The 21,314-nt window shown below is 69.8% G+C and carries 16 protein-coding genes; 10 read left to right on the top strand and 6 right to left on the bottom strand.

What is annotated here, in order from left to right; all coding sequences use genetic code 11:
* Nucleotides 1-374 precede the first annotated feature (374 nt).
* The 3 genes from AMYAL_RS0139810 (at nucleotide 375) to AMYAL_RS0139800 (ending at nucleotide 5,609) form a co-directional block, all read left to right on the top strand.
* Nucleotides 375-1,244 carry a MerR family transcriptional regulator gene (locus AMYAL_RS0139810; RefSeq protein WP_020636888.1) on the top strand — a complete coding sequence of 290 codons (870 nt, stop codon included), beginning with the start codon at nucleotides 375-377 and terminating at the stop codon, nucleotides 1,242-1,244.
* A gap of 45 nt (nucleotides 1,245-1,289) precedes the next feature.
* A complete protein-coding gene (locus AMYAL_RS0139805) occupies nucleotides 1,290-2,795 on the top strand; it encodes a cryptochrome/photolyase family protein (protein ID WP_020636887.1) in 1,506 nt (501 codons plus the stop codon).
* Nucleotides 2,796-3,017: 222 nt separating this feature from the next.
* Nucleotides 3,018-5,609 (top strand): ATP-binding protein, encoded by a 2,592-nt coding sequence (locus AMYAL_RS0139800; RefSeq protein ID WP_167336197.1) that lies wholly within the window; start codon nucleotides 3,018-3,020, stop codon nucleotides 5,607-5,609.
* 24 nt (nucleotides 5,610-5,633) lie between these two features.
* Here AMYAL_RS0139800 and AMYAL_RS0139795 read toward each other — a convergent pair whose 3' ends face one another.
* Entirely contained in the window at nucleotides 5,634-6,893 is a 1,260-nt protein-coding gene (locus AMYAL_RS0139795; RefSeq protein WP_020636885.1) for an alpha/beta hydrolase, read from the bottom strand.
* A 56-nt stretch (nucleotides 6,894-6,949) separates the two neighbouring features.
* Here AMYAL_RS0139795 and AMYAL_RS0139790 point away from each other — a divergent pair, with 56 nt between their 5' ends.
* A complete protein-coding gene (locus tag AMYAL_RS0139790; RefSeq protein ID WP_026467824.1) occupies nucleotides 6,950-7,489 on the top strand; it encodes a helix-turn-helix domain-containing protein in 540 nt (179 codons plus the stop codon).
* Nucleotides 7,490-7,492: 3 nt separating this feature from the next.
* Here the strand turns inward: AMYAL_RS0139790 and AMYAL_RS0139785 are convergent, their stop codons facing one another.
* Nucleotides 7,493-8,071, bottom strand: coding sequence for a hypothetical protein (locus AMYAL_RS0139785; RefSeq protein ID WP_020636883.1), 579 nt, complete (start codon nucleotides 8,069-8,071; stop codon nucleotides 7,493-7,495).
* A 178-nt stretch (nucleotides 8,072-8,249) separates the two neighbouring features.
* Between AMYAL_RS0139785 and AMYAL_RS0139780 the strand changes: the two genes are divergently transcribed.
* A complete protein-coding gene (locus tag AMYAL_RS0139780) occupies nucleotides 8,250-8,714 on the top strand; it encodes a GNAT family N-acetyltransferase (RefSeq protein WP_245193316.1) in 465 nt (154 codons plus the stop codon).
* A 52-nt stretch (nucleotides 8,715-8,766) separates the two neighbouring features.
* Here the strand turns inward: AMYAL_RS0139780 and AMYAL_RS0139775 are convergent, their stop codons facing one another.
* Entirely contained in the window at nucleotides 8,767-11,022 is a 2,256-nt protein-coding gene (locus AMYAL_RS0139775; protein WP_020636881.1) for a PQQ-dependent sugar dehydrogenase, read from the bottom strand.
* 394 nt (nucleotides 11,023-11,416) lie between these two features.
* On the opposite strand from AMYAL_RS0139775, the gene AMYAL_RS0139770 reads away from it, so the two are divergent.
* The 3 genes from AMYAL_RS0139770 to AMYAL_RS0139760 are packed head-to-tail and all read left to right on the top strand — an operon-like array spanning nucleotide 11,417 to nucleotide 16,423.
* The gene (locus tag AMYAL_RS0139770; RefSeq protein WP_020636880.1) at nucleotides 11,417-11,839 is read left to right on the top strand and encodes a hypothetical protein; all 423 of its coding nucleotides are present in this window, start codon (nucleotides 11,417-11,419) and stop codon (nucleotides 11,837-11,839) included.
* A 1-nt stretch (nucleotide 11,840) separates the two neighbouring features.
* A complete protein-coding gene (locus AMYAL_RS49690; RefSeq protein ID WP_143267884.1) occupies nucleotides 11,841-12,794 on the top strand; it encodes a hypothetical protein in 954 nt (317 codons plus the stop codon).
* On the top strand, nucleotides 12,791-16,423 hold the full coding sequence (locus tag AMYAL_RS0139760; RefSeq protein ID WP_020636878.1) for a WD40 repeat domain-containing protein: 3,633 nt from the start codon (nucleotides 12,791-12,793) through the stop codon (nucleotides 16,421-16,423). Before AMYAL_RS49690 ends, AMYAL_RS0139760 begins: the two co-directional genes overlap by 4 nt.
* On the opposite strand, the gene AMYAL_RS47400 is transcribed toward AMYAL_RS0139760, so the two are convergent.
* A complete protein-coding gene (locus tag AMYAL_RS47400) occupies nucleotides 16,388-16,834 on the bottom strand; it encodes a hypothetical protein (RefSeq protein WP_020636877.1) in 447 nt (148 codons plus the stop codon). The two genes, AMYAL_RS0139760 and AMYAL_RS47400, sit on opposite strands and share 36 nt — an antisense overlap.
* 290 nt (nucleotides 16,835-17,124) lie before the next feature.
* On the opposite strand from AMYAL_RS47400, the gene AMYAL_RS0139750 reads away from it, so the two are divergent.
* A complete protein-coding gene (locus AMYAL_RS0139750; RefSeq protein ID WP_020636876.1) occupies nucleotides 17,125-17,922 on the top strand; it encodes an alpha/beta fold hydrolase in 798 nt (265 codons plus the stop codon).
* A 15-nt stretch (nucleotides 17,923-17,937) separates the two neighbouring features.
* Here the strand turns inward: AMYAL_RS0139750 and AMYAL_RS0139745 are convergent, their stop codons facing one another.
* Entirely contained in the window at nucleotides 17,938-20,307 is a 2,370-nt protein-coding gene (locus AMYAL_RS0139745) for a hypothetical protein (protein WP_143267885.1), read from the bottom strand.
* Nucleotides 20,308-20,426: 119 nt separating this feature from the next.
* Between AMYAL_RS0139745 and AMYAL_RS0139740 the strand changes: the two genes are divergently transcribed.
* Entirely contained in the window at nucleotides 20,427-20,660 is a 234-nt protein-coding gene (locus AMYAL_RS0139740; RefSeq protein ID WP_020636874.1) for a hypothetical protein, read from the top strand.
* A gap of 44 nt (nucleotides 20,661-20,704) precedes the next feature.
* On the opposite strand, the gene AMYAL_RS0139735 is transcribed toward AMYAL_RS0139740, so the two are convergent.
* A complete protein-coding gene (locus AMYAL_RS0139735; RefSeq protein ID WP_020636873.1) occupies nucleotides 20,705-21,202 on the bottom strand; it encodes a MarR family winged helix-turn-helix transcriptional regulator in 498 nt (165 codons plus the stop codon).
* Between the last annotated feature and the right edge of the window lie 112 nt (nucleotides 21,203-21,314).

The following is a 21,314-nucleotide window of genomic DNA, read 5'->3' as shown; positions in this document are numbered from 1 at the left end:
CGGCTGACCGCCATTCGTGGGATTCGATTCGCTACCGTTGCAGTATTCGTGTATCGTCCTGGTTCGCTCACGAAGCGAAAACGACCGCTCGAAAACTTGGGTGACGTGCCGTTTCGTCACCCCGCGGGCCCGGCCACCCTCCCCCTCGCGCCGGGTTCCGTGAGCCCGGCGGCGCCCGGCGGAAGCCGGCCCCCTCCCGGTCGATCCGAGGCGCCGCCGGGTACTCAGCAACCGCTCGTTCCCCGCTGCCCGCCGGGGAAAGACACGCGCGCCGGCCTTGTCGCCGCGGCCGGAACGGGCGTGATCTCGTAAGCTGGCCGCCGCGGTGTGCGCCCGTGCAAAGGGAGGACTACACCTGGACTCGTGAGGTGTTGATGGACGTCGATGAGGTGAGCGCGGGTTCCTGGACCCCCGGCATGGTCGCCGAGGAACTGGGCATCTCGCCGGTGACGCTCCGGACCTGGGCATCGCGCTACGGCGTCGGTCCTTCGCTGCGGCCGGACGGGCGTCACCGCCGATACTCCGACGCCGACGTCCGCAAGCTCCGGTACATGCGGCGGCTGATCGGCCGCGGCATCCGCCCGCGCGAGGCCGCGGCCGCCGTGTTCGACGGCGCGGACGACGTGGTCCCCGAGGTTTCCCCCGATCGCCGGGCCGGTGAACTCGAGCGGGCCTCGGAGGAACTCGAGTTCCCCGTCATCGCGGCCCTCCTCGACGAAACGCTCGACGAGCTGGGCGCGGCGAGGACGTGGACCGACATCCTGTTGCCGATCCTGCGTGATCTCGGCGTCCGCTGGGCACGGGGCGACGTGTGCTTCGAATCCGAGTGGGCGCTCACCTCCGAGGTGTCCTACGCGCTCCAGCGCTATGTCGCCCGGTTCGCCTACACGCCGTCGGATCGCCGTGTGCTCATCGCCTGCTGCCCCGAAGAACGCCACAGCCTGCCTGTCGAAATCCTGCGCGCGTCGATGGCGGAGATCGGCATCCCCGCCGTCTACCTCGGGCACATGGTGCCGGCGGAGACCACGGCCGGCATGGTCGCGAAGCTCGAACCGGTGCTGGTCGTCCTGTGGTCGATGTCCCCGACGACCGTCGACAACCTGCTGCGCCAGCGCCTCCAGCACCGCGGTTTCGCCGTCGCGGTCGCGGGCCCCGGCTGGGAAGGGCTCAATGTCCGCGGCGCCCCCTGGGTGAACGACCTGGCCGGGGCGCTGGACCTCGCCGCCGAGCGGCTGAAGGATTGACCGGCCTACGATTGCATCGATTGCGAATCGAAAGGTGGCCAGGCTATGCGACGCGAGGGCGGCTCCGACCCGCTGTGGCTGTTCGGTGATCAGCTGGGACCGCATTTCCACGCTACGGACGGGAACCAGGACCGCGAGGTCCTGCTGATCCGCTCGGCGGCGGCTTTCGCGCGGCGCCCGTTCCACCGGCAGAAGATCCATCTGGTCGAAGCCGGGATCCGGCGGCTCGCCGCGGATCTCGGTGACCGGGCCCGGATCGTCGACGCGCCGACCTATGCCGACGGGCTGCGCCGGTTCGGGCGGCCGGTCGTGGTGCACGAGCCGGGCTCGCACGCCGCCGACGCATTGGTGCGGCGTTTGGGAGAACAGGGCCTGGTCACGGAAGTACTGCCCACGCCGGGGTTCGTCCGGTCCAAAGAGGACTTCGCGACCTGGGCGCGGGACCGGCAGCGGTTCGTGATGGAGGACTTCTACCGCGATCAGCGCCGCCGGTTCGGTGTCCTGCTCGAACCGGACGGCGATCCGGCAAGCGGGAAATGGAACTTCGACCACGACAACCGGCGCCCGCCGCCTGGCCGGTCGACCTTGCCCGTTCCCGCGCCATGGTTCCCGTCCGAAGACGACGTGGACGACCAGGTGCGCGCGGATCTCGACAAGGCGGAACGGGACGGCGACATCCATCCCGTCGGCGTCGACGGCCCTCGCCGTTTCGCTGTCGGCCAGGCCGAAGCGGAGGAGGCGCTGGACCGGTTCCTCGACCACCGGCTGGCGACTTTCGGCCCGCACCAGGACGCCATGCTCAGCGCCGACTGGGCGATGTCGCACGCGCTGTTGTCGGTGCCGCTGAACCTCGGCCTGCTCGACCCGCTCGACGTCGTCCGCCGCGCCGAGGAACGGTATCTGTCCGGCGCCGCGCCCTTGGCGAGTGTGGAAGGCTTCGTCCGGCAGATCCTCGGCTGGCGGGAATGGATCTGGCATCTCTACTGGCACCTGGGGCCGGATTACCTGAAGAAGAACGAACTCCACGCTCACCGGAAGCTGCCTCGCTGGTGGCGGGAGCTCGACGCCGATTCGGTCGAGGCGGCTTGCCTTCGCACCGCGCTCGCCGGTGTGCGGGACCGCGGCTACGCCCACCACATCGAGCGGCTCATGGTGCTGGGCAACCACGCCCTGCAACGCGGTTACGACCCGGCCGAGCTCACCGGCTGGTTCGCCACCGCGTTCGTCGACGGGTTCCCGTGGGTCATGCCTGCCAACGTCGTCGGGATGAGTCAGTACGCGGACGGGGGCATCGTCGGCACCAAGCCGTACGCGGCGGGCGGGGCCTATCTCAACCGCATGAGTGACCACTGTGGTGGATGTACCTACGACCCGAAGAAACGAGTGGGCGCCGACGCCTGCCCGTTCACCGCCGGTTATTGGGCCTTCCTCGACCGCAACGCGGATCGCCTGCGGGGCAATCCGAGGATGCGTCAACCGTTGAACGGGCTGGGCAGGCTGGCCGACCTTCCCGATGTCGTGGCGCGGGAAAACCGGCGAGATCGATTCTGACGGCTCCTTCACCAGTTTCAGTACTTGTGTGGCCCGCTCCCTTGACCGGGACGAAACGGAATGCTGACAACTTTTCCCGGCGCGTTCGAAATCATCGCGCCGGTTCCTCTCGGTGGTACCTTCGATACAGGGAATCGGCGCGGTTGCAGAGTCGCAAGGTCGCCGTGAGGGGATAGGAAGATGGAGCGCCGGCAGCAGGCGGTACATCGGACGATTGTCATCGTGGATGTGGAGGCGTTCACCGATCAGCGCCGGACGACACCTCATCGGCTTGTCGTCCGCGAAGCGTTGTACAACGCCTTGTCACAAGGTTTCGAGGTCGCCGGGGCGCCCTGGGCGGAATGTCATCACGAAGACCGCGGTGACGGGATTTTCGTGCTCGCGCCCGCGCATATCCCGAAGGCGCCTTTCATCGAAGTGCTCCCGAATGCCCTGGCGGCCAGGCTGACTCAGCACAACATCGCGAATCCGGCCGAACAACGGATACGGCTGCGCATGGCCTTGCACGCCGGGGAAATCGTCTATGACGACCACGGTGCGACAGCGGAATCGGTCAATTTCACCTTCCGGTTGCTGGACGCGGCCCCGCTGAGGACAGCGCTGGCCCGCTCGGAGGGTGTGCTCGCGGTGATCGTGTCGAAATGGTTCTTCGACGAAGTGGTGCGCCATAGTGAAGAGATCGATCCGGCCACGTTCCGGCCTGCCCGCGTCCAGGTCAAGGGCACGTCGGCGATCGGCTGGATCTGGCTGCCGGACCATCAGGATCCGGCGGATCTCACGTATCTCGCGGCGTCCCGTGCCGAGCCGGAACTGCGGCAGCTGCCCGCGGCGCCGCGCTCCTTCACCGGCCGCGCCGACGAACTCGCCGTGCTCACCTCGGTGCTGGAAGAAGCGGCGGACCAGTCCGCGACGATCGTGATCTCCGCGATCTTCGGCACCGGCGGTGTCGGCAAGACCTGGCTCGCGCTGCATTGGGCGTACCAGCATCTCGACCTGTTCCCGGACGGCCAGCTCTTCGTCGACCTCCGCGGCTTCGCGCCGGAGGGGCAGCCGCTGTCACCGAGCGCGGTGGTGCAGGGTTTCCTGGACACTTTCGGCGTCGACCCGGCGCGGGTGCCCGCCGAACTGGAGGCGCAAGCGGCGCTCTACCGCAGCATCCTGGCGGACAAGAGGATGCTGATCGTGCTGGACAACGCCCGTGACACCAAACAGGTGATCCCGCTCCTGCCTGCCAGCCCCGGTTGCGCGGTCGTGATCACCAGCCGTGACCGCCTGGCGGGTCTCGTCGCGGCCCACGGCGCGCGCCCGATTCCCGTGGACGTCTTCTCCGCCGCCGAGGCACGGGACATGCTCGCCACGCGACTCGGCGCGGCCAGGCTGAACGCCGAACCAGAAGCTGTCGAGGAACTCCTGTCGTGTTGCGGCGGGTTCCCGCTGGCGCTGAGCATCGTCGCCGGCCGTGCCGAAGCGCACCGCGACTTCCCGCTCGCCGTCCTCGCCGCCGAGCTGCGTGACGCGACCACCAGGCTGGGCGCGCTCGACGAAGGCGATCCCGCCGCCAGCCTGCCCGCCGTCCTGTCGTGGTCCTACGCGGCGCTGTCCGACGATCAGGCGAAGATCTTCGAGCTGCTGGGAATGGCTCCGGGCGTCGACATCGACCTCACCGCCGCGGCCACCTTGACGAACATGCCCGCCGGGCGCGTTTCCGCGGAACTGCAGGCGCTGGAACGGGCGTCCCTCATCCACCAGCATGTCCCAGGGCGGTGGCGGATGCACGATCTGGTCAAGCTCTACGCCGACGGGCAGCGGCACGACCAGGCCGCGCGGGACGACGCCCTCCGCCGGTTCGTCGACTTCCACGTGCACACCGCCCACGCCGCGGACCTCCTGCTGGACCCGGACAGCCAGACCATCGAGCTGCCCGCCCCGCACGAAGGCTGCTCGCCGCGTGCCCTGCGGAATCCGCCGGACGCGCTTTCGTGGTTCAACGCGGAACACCTCAACCTCATTTCCGTCCAGCAGGCGGCGCTCGAGCGGGGATGGCTTTCCCCGGTCTGGCAGCTGGCCTGGGGATTGCACGCCTATCACTGGTGGCAAGGACATATCCATTCCGACGTCGCCGTCTGGGAGACGGCACTCACCGCGGTCGAACGGCTGGGTGAACCGCTGCCGCTGACCCTGGCGCATCAGATGCTGCTCAACGCCTACTCGCGTCAGGGCGAGCACGGCAAAGCGCTCGAACACGGCAAACAAGCGCTCGCGGGAGTGGACGAGGTGAATGTCGTTTACCGGGCCCCCGTGCACCACGCGGCCGCGCATATGTGGGCCCGTCAAGGAGAACTGGAGAAAGCGCTGGACCACGCCTGCCGGGCGATGACGCTTTACCGCGAAGCGAACCGGCCGATCCGGGAAGCGTGGGCGTTGACCATGATGGCGTCCTTCGCCATCAAACTCGGGCAGAACGCGCGTGGCGAGAGCGCTTGCGAGGCGGCGCTCGCCCTTTTCCGCGAGCATGCCTATCCCGTGGGCGAGGCGGCTGTGCTCAATACCCTCGGCGAACTCGCCTTCGCCAACGGAGACCACGCCGAGGCGCTCGAACGGTTCGAGCGCACACTCACGCTTCGCCGCGAACTCGGCGCGACCTACGCGTCGGCGGACACACTGGACAGTATCGCCCGGACACACGCGGCACTCGGCCACCGGGACGAAGCGCGCGAGACCTGGCTCGAAGCGTTGCGCCTGTACCAATCCCAGCTACGCAACGACGAGTCCGGCCGGGTTCAGAAACAGCTGGACCTGCTGGAGGGATCCTGAGGCCGGACGACTCGACGAGAAGGGTCACCTCCGCGCGCGCAGCCAGTCCGCGATGTCGTCGACCACCGCGGGGTCGACGTGGTTCGGTTCCGTGTAGCTCGCCGGGGTCGAGGGGCCGGTGCCGGGGAAGAACAGGTGATCGGCGGCGTCGTGGACGCGGATCGTGACGTCCGGGCGATGGGTGAGACCTGTTCTCCAGCGCGGCAGATCGTCCTCGACGGTCACCTGGTAGTCGCGGCCGCCCTGGAGGATGAGCATGGGCTTGTCCAGTCCCGCGGCGGCCGCGACCGGATCGTAGCCGCGCTGATCGAGCCAGTACGACGCGGAGAAGCCGAAAGGCAGGTCCGCGGCCGGTGTGGCGGGGGAGAGGTCGGGGCTGTCGACGTTGGCCGCCTGACGGGTGAACAGGTCGACGGCTCCCTGGTCGATCAGCCAGGGGGCCGTGGTCGTCAGGTGGCGGGCGACCCGGACCGCGGCGTGGTGCATCGGCTGGGTGTCGCCCGCCATGATGACCAGTCCCGCGACAGCGGGCTCGGCGAGCGCGACCCGTGGCGCGACCTTGCCGCCCATGCTGTGCCCGAGCACGAAGACCTGGTCCACAGTGGACTCTTGCTGGAGCAGGCGGATGGCGGCCGTGGCGTGCGGCACGTATTCGTCGGACATCGTGAAGCCGGGGGCGTTCGCCGTTTCGGGCAGGCCGTGGGTGATCTTGTCGAAGCGCAGCACCGCCACACCCCGGCAGGCGAGACCCCAGGCGAGATCTTTGAGCGGCTTGTTCGGCCCGCTGGTCTCATCGCGGTCGAACGGTCCACCGCCGGACAGCAGGACGACGCCGGGCCGGGTGCCGGGTCCCTTCGGCATGGTCAGCGTCCCCGCCACGGCGGAGGAACCGGCGCCGAGCGTGATCTCGTGTTCGGTGAACGTCGCCGGGTCCGCATAGGGCGGCGGCGTCCACGCAGGACTCGTCGCGGGCGCGAGCTGAAGACCTTGCAGGAGACCGCCCTCGTCGACCGACATGAGCACCGTGAGGTCACCGCGCTCGCAGCGCACGGGAACGCCCACCCGGACGAGCGCCGCGACGGCGGGTTCGGCGACCGGATCCCCGAAGCCGGTGACGGAGCCGTGTTTGCCGGTTTCGGCCGTCCACGCGGCCCGCAGCGCGCCGGCCGGGACGACCGCGCGCAACGGCGGCGCAAAGAGGGCTTCGACCTCGTCGAAGCGTCCCTCGTGCAGCATCTCGACGACCGCCGTCGCGGCGGCGGCGGGAGTGGGCCCCAGGTTCATCTCAGCTACCTTTCGCATGTTTTGCGAAAGGTAGCACATCATGAGATCGTTCGGTGGTGAACACGTTGGAACTCCTGGCACATCCGGTCCGCTTGCGCATCGTGCACGCCATGCGCGGGGAGCGGGTGCTCACGACGGCCCAGCTCTGCGCACGCGTCCCCGATGCCTCGAAGGCGATGGTGTACCGGCATGTCGAACTCCTCGACGCGGGCGGTGTCCTGGAAGTGGCCGAGGAACGGCGGGTGCGGGGCGCTGTCGAGCGCGGCTACCGTCTCCGCCAGGATCGTGCGGCCATCGATCCCGAAGCCATCGCGTCGGCGTCCACCGAAGACTTCAGGCGGAGCTTCGCCGTCGCGCTGGCCGCGCTGGTCGCCGAGTTCGACGCCTACCTGGACCGGGACGGGGCCGATCCGGTCGCGGACCTGGTGGGGTACCGCCAGCACGCCGTCTGGCTCTCCCGAGAGGAACTTCTCGAGGTGATCGGCGCGATGCAGAAGGCCATCGTTCCCGTGCTGTCCAACGAGCCCGGCCCTGGCCGCACCCAGTACCTGCTCAGCCCGATCCAATTCCCGATCGAAGACTCCGGGCAAGCGTGACCGTCAGGCGTCGCGAATGCTGAAGGTCGTGACACAGAAGCCCCCGTCATCCTTGCGATCCGCGATGACGGTGCCTTTGGCGGAGCGGTTCTCGACGGTTCCGGCGACATCGGCCAGGACGAACTTGGACGTTCCGCTGGTCCGGGTGATCCCGACGCGGGAACCCGGCGGGAGGAGGGAGTCGATCTTGTCGTCCATGAACCTCTTCTGCTCTTCGCAGGCCAGCGCGATCGCCCCCGCCTTGTCGTTCCCGGCGATCTTGGCGAGGAAGTCCGTGATCACCTGAACCCCCTTCTCGGGCGTTTGAGGGGACGGCCGCCGGGTCACGGTGATCCTCGGCCGGGTCGCCCGGCTGATCGTCGTGCCGTCCGGGCTGCTCGTGAGGCCGGAAGTCGGTGCCGGACTGGACGACGGGGCAGGAAGAGGGATGCTTTCGCCCTTGCCGAGCAGGAAACCGGGAGCGGCGAAACCGGTGATGTAGAAAGCGACGAAGACGATCACGGCGATCAAGATCCCGACGGCCGTGCCGGGCTTGACGGTCGACGGCCGTGCGGGAGTGTGCTGCTGGTCGGGGTAGTCCATCGGAGTCACCTTCCACGCGGGAGCTGAATTGGCGATCCGACGGCGCTTTCCCGGTGTGGGTTCCGACCTTTCGGTGATCTTACGGCGTCCCGGATTCCGTTTCCTGGAAGGGAAAAGTGTGCATCGCCGAAAACTGTCGGTGGCCGCTGCCACACTGGGCACGACGAACGAGGTGGCGATGACGAACGAGATGGACATGACGAACGAGGTATGGCTCAGGGCCGTCGAGCAAGCCGATCTCGACGTGTTCTTCGAGCAGGAGCAGGACCCGGAGGCCACGAGCCGCGCCGCGTTCCCGCCGCGTGACCGTGAGCGGTTCATGAAGCATTGGAACACCAAAGTGCTCGGCGATCCGGCGGTGACCGTGCGCACCGTTCTGGTCGGCGGCCGGGTCGCGGGCAACGTGGTGGCCTGGCCGCAGGACGGCAGGCAATGGGTGGGTTATTGGTACGGAAGGGATTTCTGGGGAGGAGGTGTCGGATCGCGAGGGCTCACGCTGTTCCTCGACGAGATGCCGGTACGGCCGCTGTACGCCGATCCGGTGGAGACCAACGTGGGGTCGGTCCGCGTGCTGGAGAAGTGCGGTTTCCGGCTGCTGCCCGAAAAGGACGGTGATCACGTGCTGCTCGTGCTCGACGGGTGACCACCGTCGCCCCGGCCGCGAGGGCGCGGCCGGGACCACGGACGGTGACGGCTCAGCAGGGGCGCAGCAGCCAGCAGAGCCGGTAGTTCGCCCGGTAGGTCGTGGACGTGCCCGGTGCGACGATGTTCTGCGTCCGCGCGCCGCCGTGCGACCAGTCGGTGAAGGCGTACTTCAGGTTGAGCGGTGGCAGGTTCTGCGGGCTGTCCGCGCTGATCGAGTTGGTGGATCCGGCGATCACCGTCCGGGAGAACGGTGTGCGTTCCTGGGCGCCGCCGACGGTGAGCAGCGCCTGGCTCGGGTCGGAGACGAAGTTCAGCGACACCGTCTTCGGCTGGAGGTCGACCGTCTTGGTGCCGGTGCGCCCGCTCGAGTCGGTCGCCGTGAGGGTCAGCTGCAGATACGACGGGTAATCGTGGTCCGGTGCGACGAACGAGCCTGCCGCGACACCGGGAAAGTCCTGGACGTTGTGCGTGTGGCAGGTGCCGTTGGTCGCGCAGTGCCGGATCGCGAGCCGCCACGACAGCGCCGACGCCGGGAGTTCGCCGTCCTGCGCGTCGACAGCGCGGCCGGAGAACGCCACGGTCTGGCCGACCGACCAGGTCAGCGTGCCCGCCGGGCTGTCGATGACCGGCACCGGGTCGAGACCCTCCGGGTTCCCGACGGTCACCCGCACCGTCCTGGTCCCGCTCGCGCCGTGGGAGTCCGTCACCCGCAGCCCGGCGTCGACGGCGGCGGCCGCGGTGTAGGTCCAGGTGGGGCGCGAGGCCGACGAGTCGTCGTAGGCGCCGTCACCGTCGAGGTCCCAGGCATAGGACAGGGTGTCCCCGGCGTCGGGATCGGTGGAACCGGTGCCGTCGAACGTGACCGTCAGCGGCGCGGGGCCGCTCGCCGGGCTCGCCGTGGCCACCGCGGTCGGGGGTCGGTTGGTGCCGCCTGGATGGCTCACGCGACGGACTTCGCCGCTGCCCAGCGCGACGTAGAACAGGTCGCCGCCAGGGCCGGTGAGCACCTGCACCGGTGTGTTGACGCCAGTCACGAAAGGCACCAGACGGCTCGCGTCCGGCTGGCCGTCGACGGTCTGCATCGCCCAGATGCAACCACGGGAGGAATCGGAGAAGAACAGCGCGCCGGAGTACTCGGCCGGGTAGTTGCTCCCGGATTCGAAGGCGATGCCGCTGACCGAAGAGCCGCCGGTGGGGCACGGGTCGGTCGCGACCACCTTGGCGCGGTGGTTGTAGGTGTAGTAGGGCGCCGTCTGCCCGCCGGAGGTGTACAGGGACTCGCACAGGTCGAGGTTCGCGCCGTCGTACCCGGCCTGCCGGGCGTTGCCCTCGTAACAAGGCCAGCCGAAGTTCTCCGCCACGCTGTCGCCGACGTCGGCGACGCGGTTGATCTCCTCCCAGGTGTCCCAGCCGACGTCGCCCGCCCAAAGCTCACTGGTGCCCGGCCGGAAGCCGAACCGGAACTGGTTCCGCCCGCCGTAGGCGATCACGCGCCGGGCGTTGGCGTCGGTACTGCCCGCGAAGGGGTTACCGGGCAGACCTTCGCCGGTGTCGGGATCGACGCGCAGCAACGTGCCGTTGAGCAGGACCGGCTCCCCGGCAGGCCGTCGCGGTGACTGCGAGCGCAGCGCGCCGCCCTCGGCCGTCGGCGGCGTGAGGTTCGTCCCGGCGGGCTCGGGTGGATCGGCGCAGGGGTTCTCGACCTGGCCGTAGTCGGCGAAGGTGAAGCTGGCGCCGTCGCCGCCGCCCGCGTACAGGGCGCCGTCCGGCCCGAAGGCGAGCGCGCCGATCGAGTGGCTGGGGAACTGCTGGCACCAGCCCGTGACCAGCGGCTTCTCGCTGACGGCCGTACCGGACGGGCCCATGGTCAGCCGGGAGACGCGGCCGGTGACGACACAGCCCTTGGCGGTGGCGCCGGGCGGGGTCGGGCAGGTGTCACCCCACTGCGGCGGCGTGCCGCCGGGCAGCGCGTCGAGGGTGTAGGACACGTAGACGTAAGGCCTGGCAGGGAAAGCCGGGTCGACAGCCAGTCCCAGCAGGCCGCGGTCCCAGAAGTCCTGAGTCTGCGGACGCAGGTCGGCGAAGACCGTCGCCGTCGGGTCGGCGAGTGAGTCGAAGACCTTGAGCAGACCGCTCTTCTCCGCGACGAACACCCGGCCGTCCGGCGCGAACGCGGTGGCGGTCGGCGAACTGAGCCCGCCGATCGCCACCGTGTCGGTGAAACCGGCGGGCACCGCGGCTTCGGCGGGCGCCGCGGCGACGAGCGCGACCGCGAGGGCGCCTACGAGCGGACCGACCACACCCATCGCCAGTGCACGCCGTGATCTTCGTGAGAACAGTGGACGACGAGACCTCATGACACGAACTCCTCCTGCGCGGGGACCGGAAAGAACGCGACAGCTGTCCGGTATGGCGTAAGAAGACCGAAAGTTGTTACGGTTCTGCGGGAAATGCGCACGACTCGACAAAAACACGCTGACACGGGCGCGCGTCACCTCCTCCCGTGCGGCCGCCTGGACCAGCGCCACCGAATCCCGTTGACACTTTCTTGGAAACCGGAAAAAGAATCACGGATTTCGACAAAAACTTTGCCATTCAGATGTCATTTTGGAGACATATCCCTTCGCTTGTCCCGATTTCCCCGGAGTGAGTACGCTGAACGGCGCACGGGATATGCCAGAGGGGTTCCAGGAGGGTGGCATGGATGCGGTTTCCGCGGCGGCGATCACGTCGTTCTTGATCAGTTATGGCAGGCATCTGGCCGGTGTCGCGAGTGAGGTCGTCGACGAAGGTGTCACGCAAGGACTTCGCGCCCTATGGGAAAAAGTGCGCGGCAGGCTCTCGTCCGACCCGCAGGCTTCGGGAGCGATGGAGCGCCTCGCGGAGCAGCCGGACAATCAGCGCAGGCAAGCCGCCGTCGAAGATCACCTCGACGAGATCATGGGTTCCGACGCCGATTTCGCGGCCTCGCTTTCGGAGCTGGCCGAGCGGATAAAAGCGACCGGCCACCCCGCCATTCGAGTGCGGGACGCCGGAGCGCTGGCCATCGGCGGGAATGTGTCCATCAAAGGCACCCGCCAGGTCGCCGGACGGGACATCACCATCTCCGCTCCAGGGGAATGACATGGCGAACACGAGCAGAGCCGGGAGTCTCGCGGCCGGGCTCCTCCTGGTCATCGCGCTGACGTCCTGCGGCCGCGAACCGGCGGCCAAGAACCCCGATTTGCCGCAGGGGCCGGAAACCTCCGCCGACTCCACGTCGATCCCGCCGTCGTCGGGAACGGACCCGGTGCCCGGCGCGTCGGCCTCGGCAGGCCCTGGCAAGCCCGGCGGGACGGGGGCACCACCGTCGAACCAGCCGCCCCGGCCCGGAACAGGTCCTGGGCAGGCCCCTGGCCCCGCGGGGAAGCCCCAGCCGGCGCCCGGAGCCCCTGGCAACCCGTGCGGGAAGCCACCTCCCGGACCGGCGGGGGACGGGAGAGCCCAGCAGCGGATCTACTTCACCCCGCCCGGCACACACCAGTGGCCGGACGTCGAAGTGACCCTGCGCGCCTGCGCCACCTCGGGCCTTCCCGTCACCTACCAGCTCCAGAACGGTGGCCGCGGTGGCAGCTGCTGGGCGGCCGACTTCGCAGGCACCACCACCCGTGCCCAGTCGGTGCCGTTGAGCTGCGAGGTCACCGCGACGCAAGCCGGGAACGCCGCCTTCGCGCCTGCTCAGCCCGTCGTTTTGACCTGGATGGTGAACAAGCTGGCGGTCAAGATCGGCTGGCTGGGTTCGGCGGACACACTGTTCTACTCGGCGCCGGGCCACGTCGCGACGCTTCAGGTGCGAGTGACGGCCATGCACGCGATACCGCCGTTGATGATCTATACGCAGGCGAACGGGGCCTGTGGCGAGCCGGAGGCCCCGAGAAGCGTCGGCGGAACCAACAGCGCGGCCATCACCTTCACCGTGCGGGTCCCTCTCACGGACCCAGGCGCGCAGCCCGGTTCCTGTGACCTCCGCGTATCCGTGGATTCGAACCAGATCGCCAACGGCAGCTACGACAACCGTCACTACGTCGTCAGGAGATGAACCGGAAAGACGACGAGGCCGAGGCGGCGGGGACGCTGTCGGTCGAGAACGCCGGGCCGGTCGTCCAGCACGGCGATCTGGAGCTGCGCGGCGGGCTCGTCGCGGGCCGGGATCTCACCGTTCACGGCCCCGTCAACGTCCTCGCCGACGACGGTGCCCCGTTCGGTGACCACGTCACGCGGCCGGGCCGGGCCTCGGATCTCTGCCCGTATCCCGGTCTGGACGCGTTCGGTGAACGGCTGGCGGCGTATTTCCACGGCAGGGAAAGAGATGTCGAGGCCGTACTCGCCCTGCTCCGCCGGGCGCGGCTGGTGACCGTGGTCGGGTCGTCCGGCAGCGGCAAGTCGTCGCTGCTGTCGGCCGGGGTGCTTCCCGCCCTCGCCGACGGCGCGGTCGCCGGTTCGGCCGGGTGGACCGTGGTGCCGATCCGGCCCGGTGGTCAGCCGGTCGAGCAGCTGGCGGCCGTTCTGGCGAAGCTCACCGGAACTCACGCGGACGAGATCGCGATGGCGCTCAAGGAGAATCCGGCCGGGTTCGGCGAATTCGACGCGGCGGTCCGGAGCGTCGTCGGCGGGCCGACGATCTGGGTGATCGACCAGCTGGAGGAGGTGTTCGACCCGGCGGTGGATCCCGGCTCACGTGCCGCGTTCCTCGCCGCGATCGCCGGTCCGGATCCGTCCGCCGAGACCAGGGTGCTCGTCGCGTTGCGGTCGGACTTCTACCCGCATCTCGATCAAGAACCCGCGCTGGCGCGGGCGGTCTCGGAAGCCCAGCATCGGGTGCTGCCGCTGGGGCCGCGGGCCGTCCGCGAGGTGATCGAGAAACCGGCGGACCAGGTCGGCTTGCGCGTGGAGCCGGAACTGATCGACCGGATGCTGGCCGACACCAGCGCCGCCGAGAACGCGCTGCCGCTGCTGTCGTTCGCGTTGGCGCAAACGTGGCGACGGCGGCGCAACGGCTGGCTGACCCTCGCCGAGTACGCGAAGGCAGGCGCGCTCGACGGCGCGATCGACCACGCCGCCGAACTCGTCTGGGAATCCTTGAGCGACCGGCAGCGGGCGACGGCGCGCCGGATGATGCTGCGGCTGTCGCATCTCGGCGAGAACGCCGTCGCGGTGCGCCGCCGGGCCCGCCTCGAGGATCTGGTGACCGACGCCGACGACGAAACCGCCGTTCGCGAGGTCGCCGATCGGCTCGCCGCCGCCCGGATCCTCACGACCGATCTGGACACCACGACCGAGGCCCCGATCGTCGACATCACCCACGAGACGGTGCTGCGCGCCTGGACCCGGCTGCGGACCTGGCTGACCGAAGACCGGGAAGCGAAGCGCGCGCAGGACGACCTCAGCGGCGGCGCGGCGGCGTGGGACCGGCACAGCGGCGACCCGAGCTATCTGCTGCGGGGCGCGCGGCTCACCGCCATCGAGGTCGCGCGCCGGGCGGGCGGGCTGACGGTGAACGACGTCGAACTGCGGTTCCTCTCGCTGAGCAGCCGCCTCGAGCATCGGCAACGGTGGCGGTCGCGGCTGCTCGGCCTCCTGGCGGCGGCACTGGCCGCCGCGGTGGCGATCACGTTCGTCGTCGTGAGTCAGCAACGGCGCATCAGCCGGGAAAAGACCGTCGCGGACGCCGTTTCGCTCGCGGCCCGGTCGCGTTCGGTGAGTGGCCAGGAGCGGGACCTCGGCGCGCTGCTGGCCGTCGCGGGGGCGGAGACCGACGACAACGCCGTCACCCGTGCGGCCGTCATGGACGTGGTCTCCGCGCGCAGTGGTCCCCTCGCGTATCTCCTCCCGGCAGGGCGGCACGCGACGGCCGTCGCCTCCAGGTTCACCCGCGACGGGTCCGCGATCGTCGGCACCGCCGACGGTGAGGTCTGCGCGCTGTCCCCGGCGGACGGTCACCGGACCGGTCTCTGCTTCACCGGTCATCACGCGAACATCAGCGCGGTCACGACCGCCGGTGATCTCATCGCGGCCGCGGACGCCACCGGGCTGACGACACTGCACCGGGCGGGAGCCGCGGCCCCGGTCCGCGACCCGGTCCGGGCGGCCTCCGCCGTGGTCGGCGTCGCCCTCGACCCGGCACACGACCAGGTGTTCGCCGCGACCCGGTTCGGCGAGATCGAACGCTGGCGGCTGACCGGCGATGCGGCACCTTTGCCGTCTCTGGCCCGGAGCGGCGATGTCGTGGCACTCGCCGTCGCCGACGAGATCGACCAGGTCGTCGCCCTCACGACGGCGGGGGAGCTCAAACGCTGGCGGCTCGGCGACGGGGCCGAACTGCCCGCCCTCGCCGAGCCGGGGAGCGTGGCGACCGGCACGACGATGCGGCTCGACGTCGTCGGCGGTGCACGCGTGGTGACGGCGGACGAGAACCGCATCGGCGTATGGGATCTCCGCACCGGGCAACCTCCCTTGTGGACGGACGCACCGGGCGGGACCGCGGTCGTGTCGTCCGGTGACGGCGGCACGGTGTTCGTCGGATCGGATACCGGCACGATCACGTCATGGCGCCTCGCTCCGGGACCGCTGGCCGTCGAGCCCACCCGTCCCGGCCTCGTCAAGCCTGTCGTCGCGCTCGGCAGCGGAGGCGATTTCCTGGTGGGAGCGGATCAGGACGGCCGGGTGATCTCGTGGGACCTCAGCGGCAGGCGATCCCCGGCCGGTACCCCGCTCGCCGAGGCGGCCGGGCCGATCCAGGCCGTCGCCAGGAATTCCGACGGCGCCATCGTGTCGGGAGGCGCGGACGGCGTCGTCCGGCTGACCCGCGACGGGTCCACAAGGGACACTCGTAACTTCGAGGGCTCCGTTGCCGGGCTCGCCTGGCGGCCGTCAGGGGCGATCGCCGTCGGCACCGACCGCGGAACCCTCCACGAACTCGACCCGGTCACCGGGGTGACCCGGACGCTGGCCGACCGGCCGGGTACCGCGGTCACCGCTCTCGTCGCCGACGGCCGGGGGAATCTGGCCGCCGGCTTCAGCGACGGTCAAGTGCTGTTCACCGACCTGCCCGGCACGTCCTTCACCGCGGTCAAAGGCGCCGTGACGGCGATCGCCCTGAGCGCGGACGGCGACAGGGTCGCCGTCGCGTCCGGCGACGGTGCCTCCGCCCCGCCGCAGATCTCCTTCGCAGGCAAGAGTGAACGGTTCCGGGACGTCGTGACCGTCACCGGGCATGCCCTGCCGGTCACGAGCCTCGCGTTCAGCCCCGATGGGCGATTCCTCGCCAGCGGCAGCGACGACCGGAGCATCCGCATCTGGACACTGGCCGACGGCACGACGAAAAGCACCCTTCAAGGGCACACCGACATGGTGCTGGCCCTGGCGTACTCGCCCGACGGCGCGACTTTGGCCTCCGGGAGCCAGGACGGGACCCTCCGGCTGTGGGACGTCGCCGGCGGCCTTCAGATCGGGCGCCAGCTGGAGTCCGGCATCGGCTACGTCTGGTCGCTCGCGCCCTCGCCGGACGGCGCGAATCTCGTCGCCGCCAACGGTTCGGTGGTCGTCGAATGGCCGTTCGTCAAGGGCGCGTGGCTGGACCGCGCCTGCCGGCTGGCCGGGCGTTCCCTGACCGAGGACGAGCGGAAGCGATACTTACCCGACGGGACGGCGCTGCGCCCCTGCGCGTAGCCGATCGCCGCCCGCCCGGTACGCGGCGACCCTGATCCGCAGCCCGCGCAGGTGGACCAGATCGATGTCGAAGGCGGGGACCGGCCGGTAGCCCAGAGCGTGCCCGGCGGACCGGCAAGGGCCGCTGATGTAGACGAAGTCGTCGTCCGGCTCGTACCAGGGCTCCGACCAGACCTCGCGATCTCCGGCGCTGCTGTCGCCACGGCCGGCGCGGGCCCGCCAGTAGAGGGGGAGCCTCAAGGTCTCGCCGAGCGCCCTGTCGAAGGTGGCGAGGTCGGCGGCGGCGATCCCGAGGCCACGTCCGTTCCAGACGCGAGGCGCCCAGTAGCCATCGCCGAGGTGATAGGTGAATCGGGCGAAGTCCTCGGACGCGGTGATCGTCCAGTCGGCCACGGTGGTGAGTGTCGGCATGAGGATTCCCGGTGGTCGCGCCCCTCGCCTCGCAACCGTAAGTGATCACCTGTGCACGGTGGTACCACCGGCGGCACGCGGGGGTTGCGCCGACCGCCGGAAGAACCAGGTCCGGCGGCCGGTCGTGACGGCAGGGGTCAATTCTGTTCATCTTCGGTTCATCCATGGATCGCCGGTTCGAGCGAACTGTGCGAGCCGGTTCGCACGGGGCGGCACCGCGCCGACCTGGTCTTACGGGCCGGATGGCAAATCCGCGCTAGGCTGAATGATCGACAGGGCGAGGAGAGCGGATGGAAAACGGCGGAGTCCGGGTCCACGGCGATTCCGGGCAGCCGGTACTGCTGTTGCCCGGCGGTGCCGAGTCCTGCGACGGCTTCTTTCCCGGTCTGGTCGAAGGTCTCGTCGCCGATCCGGGCTGCCGGGTGATCGTGCACGACCGGCCGGGGACCGGCACCTCGACGGACGACGGTGCGCTGGCGGACGCCGCGGCCCATCTGAGCGCGCTCGTCGACAGCCTGGACCGCGGCCCGGTCGTGGTCGTCGGGCAGAGTCTCGGCGGTGCCGTGGCGGTGCTGTTCGCCCGCGCGTACCCGGAAAAGGTCGCCGGCCTGGTCCTGCTCGATCCGACGCCCATCGACGACCCCCGGACGTGCGCCGCTCTGGAGCGCACGGTGGGTGCGCTCGGCAAGCTCTCGACCGTTCCCGTGCTGCGCCAGGTCTTTCCGCGCGTCGCCCACGCCGCCGTCGTCCGGGCAGCGCGACGCCAGAAACTCCGGCCGGACTGCGAGGCCGCGTTCGTGCGGACGGCGAACCTCGACGCCCCGATGCTGGCGCGCGCGGTCCGCGGCATCACGGCGTTGGCGAAAGAGGTGCAGGGCGCCGTTTTGCCCCGGCTGCCCGCCGTGGTGGTGACCGCCGATCGCAAGCCGGACAGCGCGATGCGGCGGTCTCACGAGCGTTTCGCCGCCGCGTTCGGCGGGCGGGTCGAGTGCTGGCCGGGGGCGACGCACAGCGTGCACCTGGACCATCCCGAGGAGACCCTGGCGACGGTGCGTGACGTGGTCGCCCAGGCCGGTTCCTCGACCTGAGACAGGTCTGTCGTCTCAGCCGGCGATCGTCCCGTCGGTGTCGAGACCATGCTGCTTGATCCGCAGTGCGGTGTCGTCCAGATCTTGAGCACCGTCGAGATGAAGGCGCAGGCTTGTGCTGGCCGCGTTGTCGCCTTCGGCGATCAGTCTGCCCAGGTCCCGCCATCGGGCCAGGCGGATGAGAAACGCGACGTAGGCACGACTGGCGCCGCCGGACCTTTCGGCCAGGTCCCGCGCTTCGTCCTCCAGGTCGGCTGCCAGGAGCAGCTCGGTCAGGTGCCGTCGCACGATCTTGTCCGGGTACTTCTCGCTGTGCTCGCGCAACTTCGGCAGGTCGCCGTCCTCGTGCAGGCGGGCGGCGACCGATCTGATGTCGTTGCCCCGTGGTGCGGCAGGCGTTCCGGTCAGCCGCCGGACGATCGGGTTGTACTTCTTCTCTTTCAGCTCGTGGAATCCTTCGAGCAGGCGAAGATTGGCCTCGTCGTCACCGGCCTTGTCCTGGAGGGTGAGGAGAAGAAGAGGCATGTCGGCGTCCCGGCGGAGAAGTGACCGGCACTCGGCGATCGCTTCGGGCAGGAGCCCGAGTTCGTAGAGTTTCGTGATCAACCGGTATGGGCGAATCGAACCGGCTGCCGCCAGCTCGCGCCACTGCCGGGCTGCCCACAGTGGATCTCGTGCCCCGATGTCCGCGAGCACCCGGTCGGCTTGGTCGAGGCGATCGGCCGCTTCTGCCTGGTGCCACGCTTGTTTCGCGGGCGCGAGCATGCCTTGGCGCGCCCGCAGGCGCGCGAGTTCCAGGAACACACAGCTTTCCGGACGGTCCGTCGACAGCGCGGTGAGTCCGTCGAGATCGTCTCGCAGGCGCAGGATCGCCGCCCATTCCGCCAAGGCACGCAGGTCACCGGCCTCCGCCGCTCGGCGATGGAGGCCGATCGCGTGATCGTAGAGAAGACGCTGGCAGGCCCGCTGGCCGAGATGGTGGACCTGCGACTGCGGCGCGTGAGCGAGGCAGGCGTCCCAGAACGAGGCAGGGGGCGGGATCTTGCGCCGGACGCGTTGCAGATGCTGATCGAGATAGTCGGCCAGGTCGTAGCCCGCGGTGCCGTGCTCGGCGGCGGAATCGTCGAGGGGAATGAGGGCCCGGACGCCCTGGGCGGAGCGGAGCGGTTTCGTGGTGTAGGCCAAGGCGCCGTCGAACCAGCCCTCGGGCGGGCTGGTCCGGCCGCGTTCTTCCCGCCACAACCCGAGGGTGATGTCACGCAGCAAGGCAGGGGGCAGCGCGTGAGTGTGCCCGAGGCGTCGCGAGTCGGCCGCGGCGTCGAGCAATAGCCGGTTCAGCCGGTGGGGTGCGTTCGTGTAGCGCTGCAGCAGTTCGAAGGCGCCGGCGAGCGTCTGCGCGAATCCCACACGGTCGCGGTCGATGAGCGCTTCGTCGAGCCGGGCATCTCCGCTCCTGAGTGCCAGTTCCCGTGCACTGACGCGTTCGGAGGCGACCAGATCGGGCTTGACGTCGTGCCAGCGCACCCATTCGTTGTCGGTGACGAGAAGGTCGATGGTGTCGCTGTGCCGGTCTTCCTCCGTGGTGGCGTCGCTCAGTGCCTCCGCCCACAGGGAACCGACGGCCACCACCGGATGCTTCCGCTGGACGGCGAGCAGGTCCCGCAGTACGTCGAGGGAAAGCCCGGTCCCGTCGGCGCCGAGGAACTTGTGGAGATCGTTGAGCCACAGCACACAGGGCCGGCGGCTCAGCACGTCGGAGGCCGCGAGGCCGCGCAGCGCCGCCGCCGAGCGAGGCCGCACGACCGCCCAGCCGGGGCACAGGGCCCGCAGGGCCTCGTGCAGCGATCGGGTCTTCCCGGTCGAGGAGTCGCCTCGCAGCATGATCAACGCCGAGAGATCGCCGCCCGCGGCAGCGGTGATGTCCGAGCGCAAAGCCGCGTCGTGTACTCGCGGCACGTAGGGCGGCGGCGCCATGAGACGGTGCTCGCCAGGAGCCTGAGCGCCGCGGTCGATCGCGGCGTGCACGGACGCTTCGGCGGGCGTGAACCGCTCCATTTCCCATACCGTGCAGTCGGCCATCGCCGCGGCCGCGGCGAAACCGACCTCGTCCGGCGCGACGTCGCCAGGACGCGTGAGCTTCAGCAGGCGGAGTGCCTCGGCACTTTCGACGGCGTCGGCCCCCATCGCGGCGAGCAGTGCCTTGAGTCCGCTCTCGCCCCGCCCATGACCTGGTTTGGTCACGTAGTTCAGTGCGGCTCCGCGACTGCAGGACGCCCGCTCGGCCAGTTTCTCGTAGCTGAGGCCGCTGCGGGTCTTCAGCGCGCCCAGCAGGGCTCGCAGCTGTTCGTCCGCGACCGGATCCACCATCGGCTCAGCTTGCCTCATCCATCCATCGTGCAGGCCGTGGTCGTAGGCGATGGATGCGCTGACCGGAGCAGGGCAGGCGGGGATCGTGGAGTTCATGCCGGACGGCCCGGCGGTGAACGAACCGAAAGGTGGTGGTCATGGGCCTCGCACCACTCGCCTCCGCCGCTGAAAACGCGGGCCTGTCCGGCGTGCTGCCGCCCTGGTGCGCGATCACGATCGTGATCACCGGGCTGCTCCTCGTCTCGATGAAAGTCGTCGTCACTCAGATCATCCGTCTCCGCGCGAGCCGCAGGATCACCACGAGCGCGCACGCGCTCCGCGTTCTCGAGATCGAAGGTACCCGCCGGTCCCGATCCCAGCGTACCCAGTGAGGCCCGCCTGCCATGCTCCTGCGGCCTGACCTCGCCGCCCGGCGTCAGCGCAGCTTGTCGACCGACGCGATCCGTTCCCAGTGGGCGCCGAGCGCGTTGAGCAGCGCCGCCGTGTCGACATCGCTTTCCCCGCCCAGGAGCGCCTTGTCCAGCCTGCGGGCGCGGCGGTTCACCTGGCTCAGCACCGTCTTGCCTTCGTCGGTGAGCGACAGGAGTTTGCGCCGGGCGTCGTGAGGGGACTCGACGCGCTGGATGAGTCCTCGCCGTTCGAGACGGCGGCACAGGTCCGCCATCGTCGAGGTGTCGAGCGCGACGGCGCCCGCCAGCGAACTCTGGTCGCTGCCGGGGTAGGCGCGGACCGCGGACAGGACCGCGAACTGCGGACCGGTCAGGACCGGGTCCACGTGACGGTTCCAGGCGGCGAGGTACGCCTGGTACAGCCGCCGGGCTCCGTAGCCGGGGGCAGCGAGCAGATCCGAGGGCGTCGCGGGGGTGACCGCCGCGTCCTCCCTGCGCCGGCCCGTGCGCGCCGGTTCACCCATCGCCTTCTCCTTGTCGGCTCCACCCGCTGTCCGGGCCCGCGGGAGTGATCCTACGTGTCCGGACGGTCGCTCACGGGCAGGCCGCCGGATCTGTCTTCCGCGACCTCTTGCG

This window comes from Amycolatopsis alba DSM 44262, assembly GCF_000384215.1.
GTDB lineage: Bacteria > Actinomycetota > Actinomycetes > Mycobacteriales > Pseudonocardiaceae > Amycolatopsis > Amycolatopsis alba.
The sequence above is the reverse complement of the archived record's forward strand: the minus strand, read 5'-3'. Positions and strand labels throughout refer to the sequence as shown.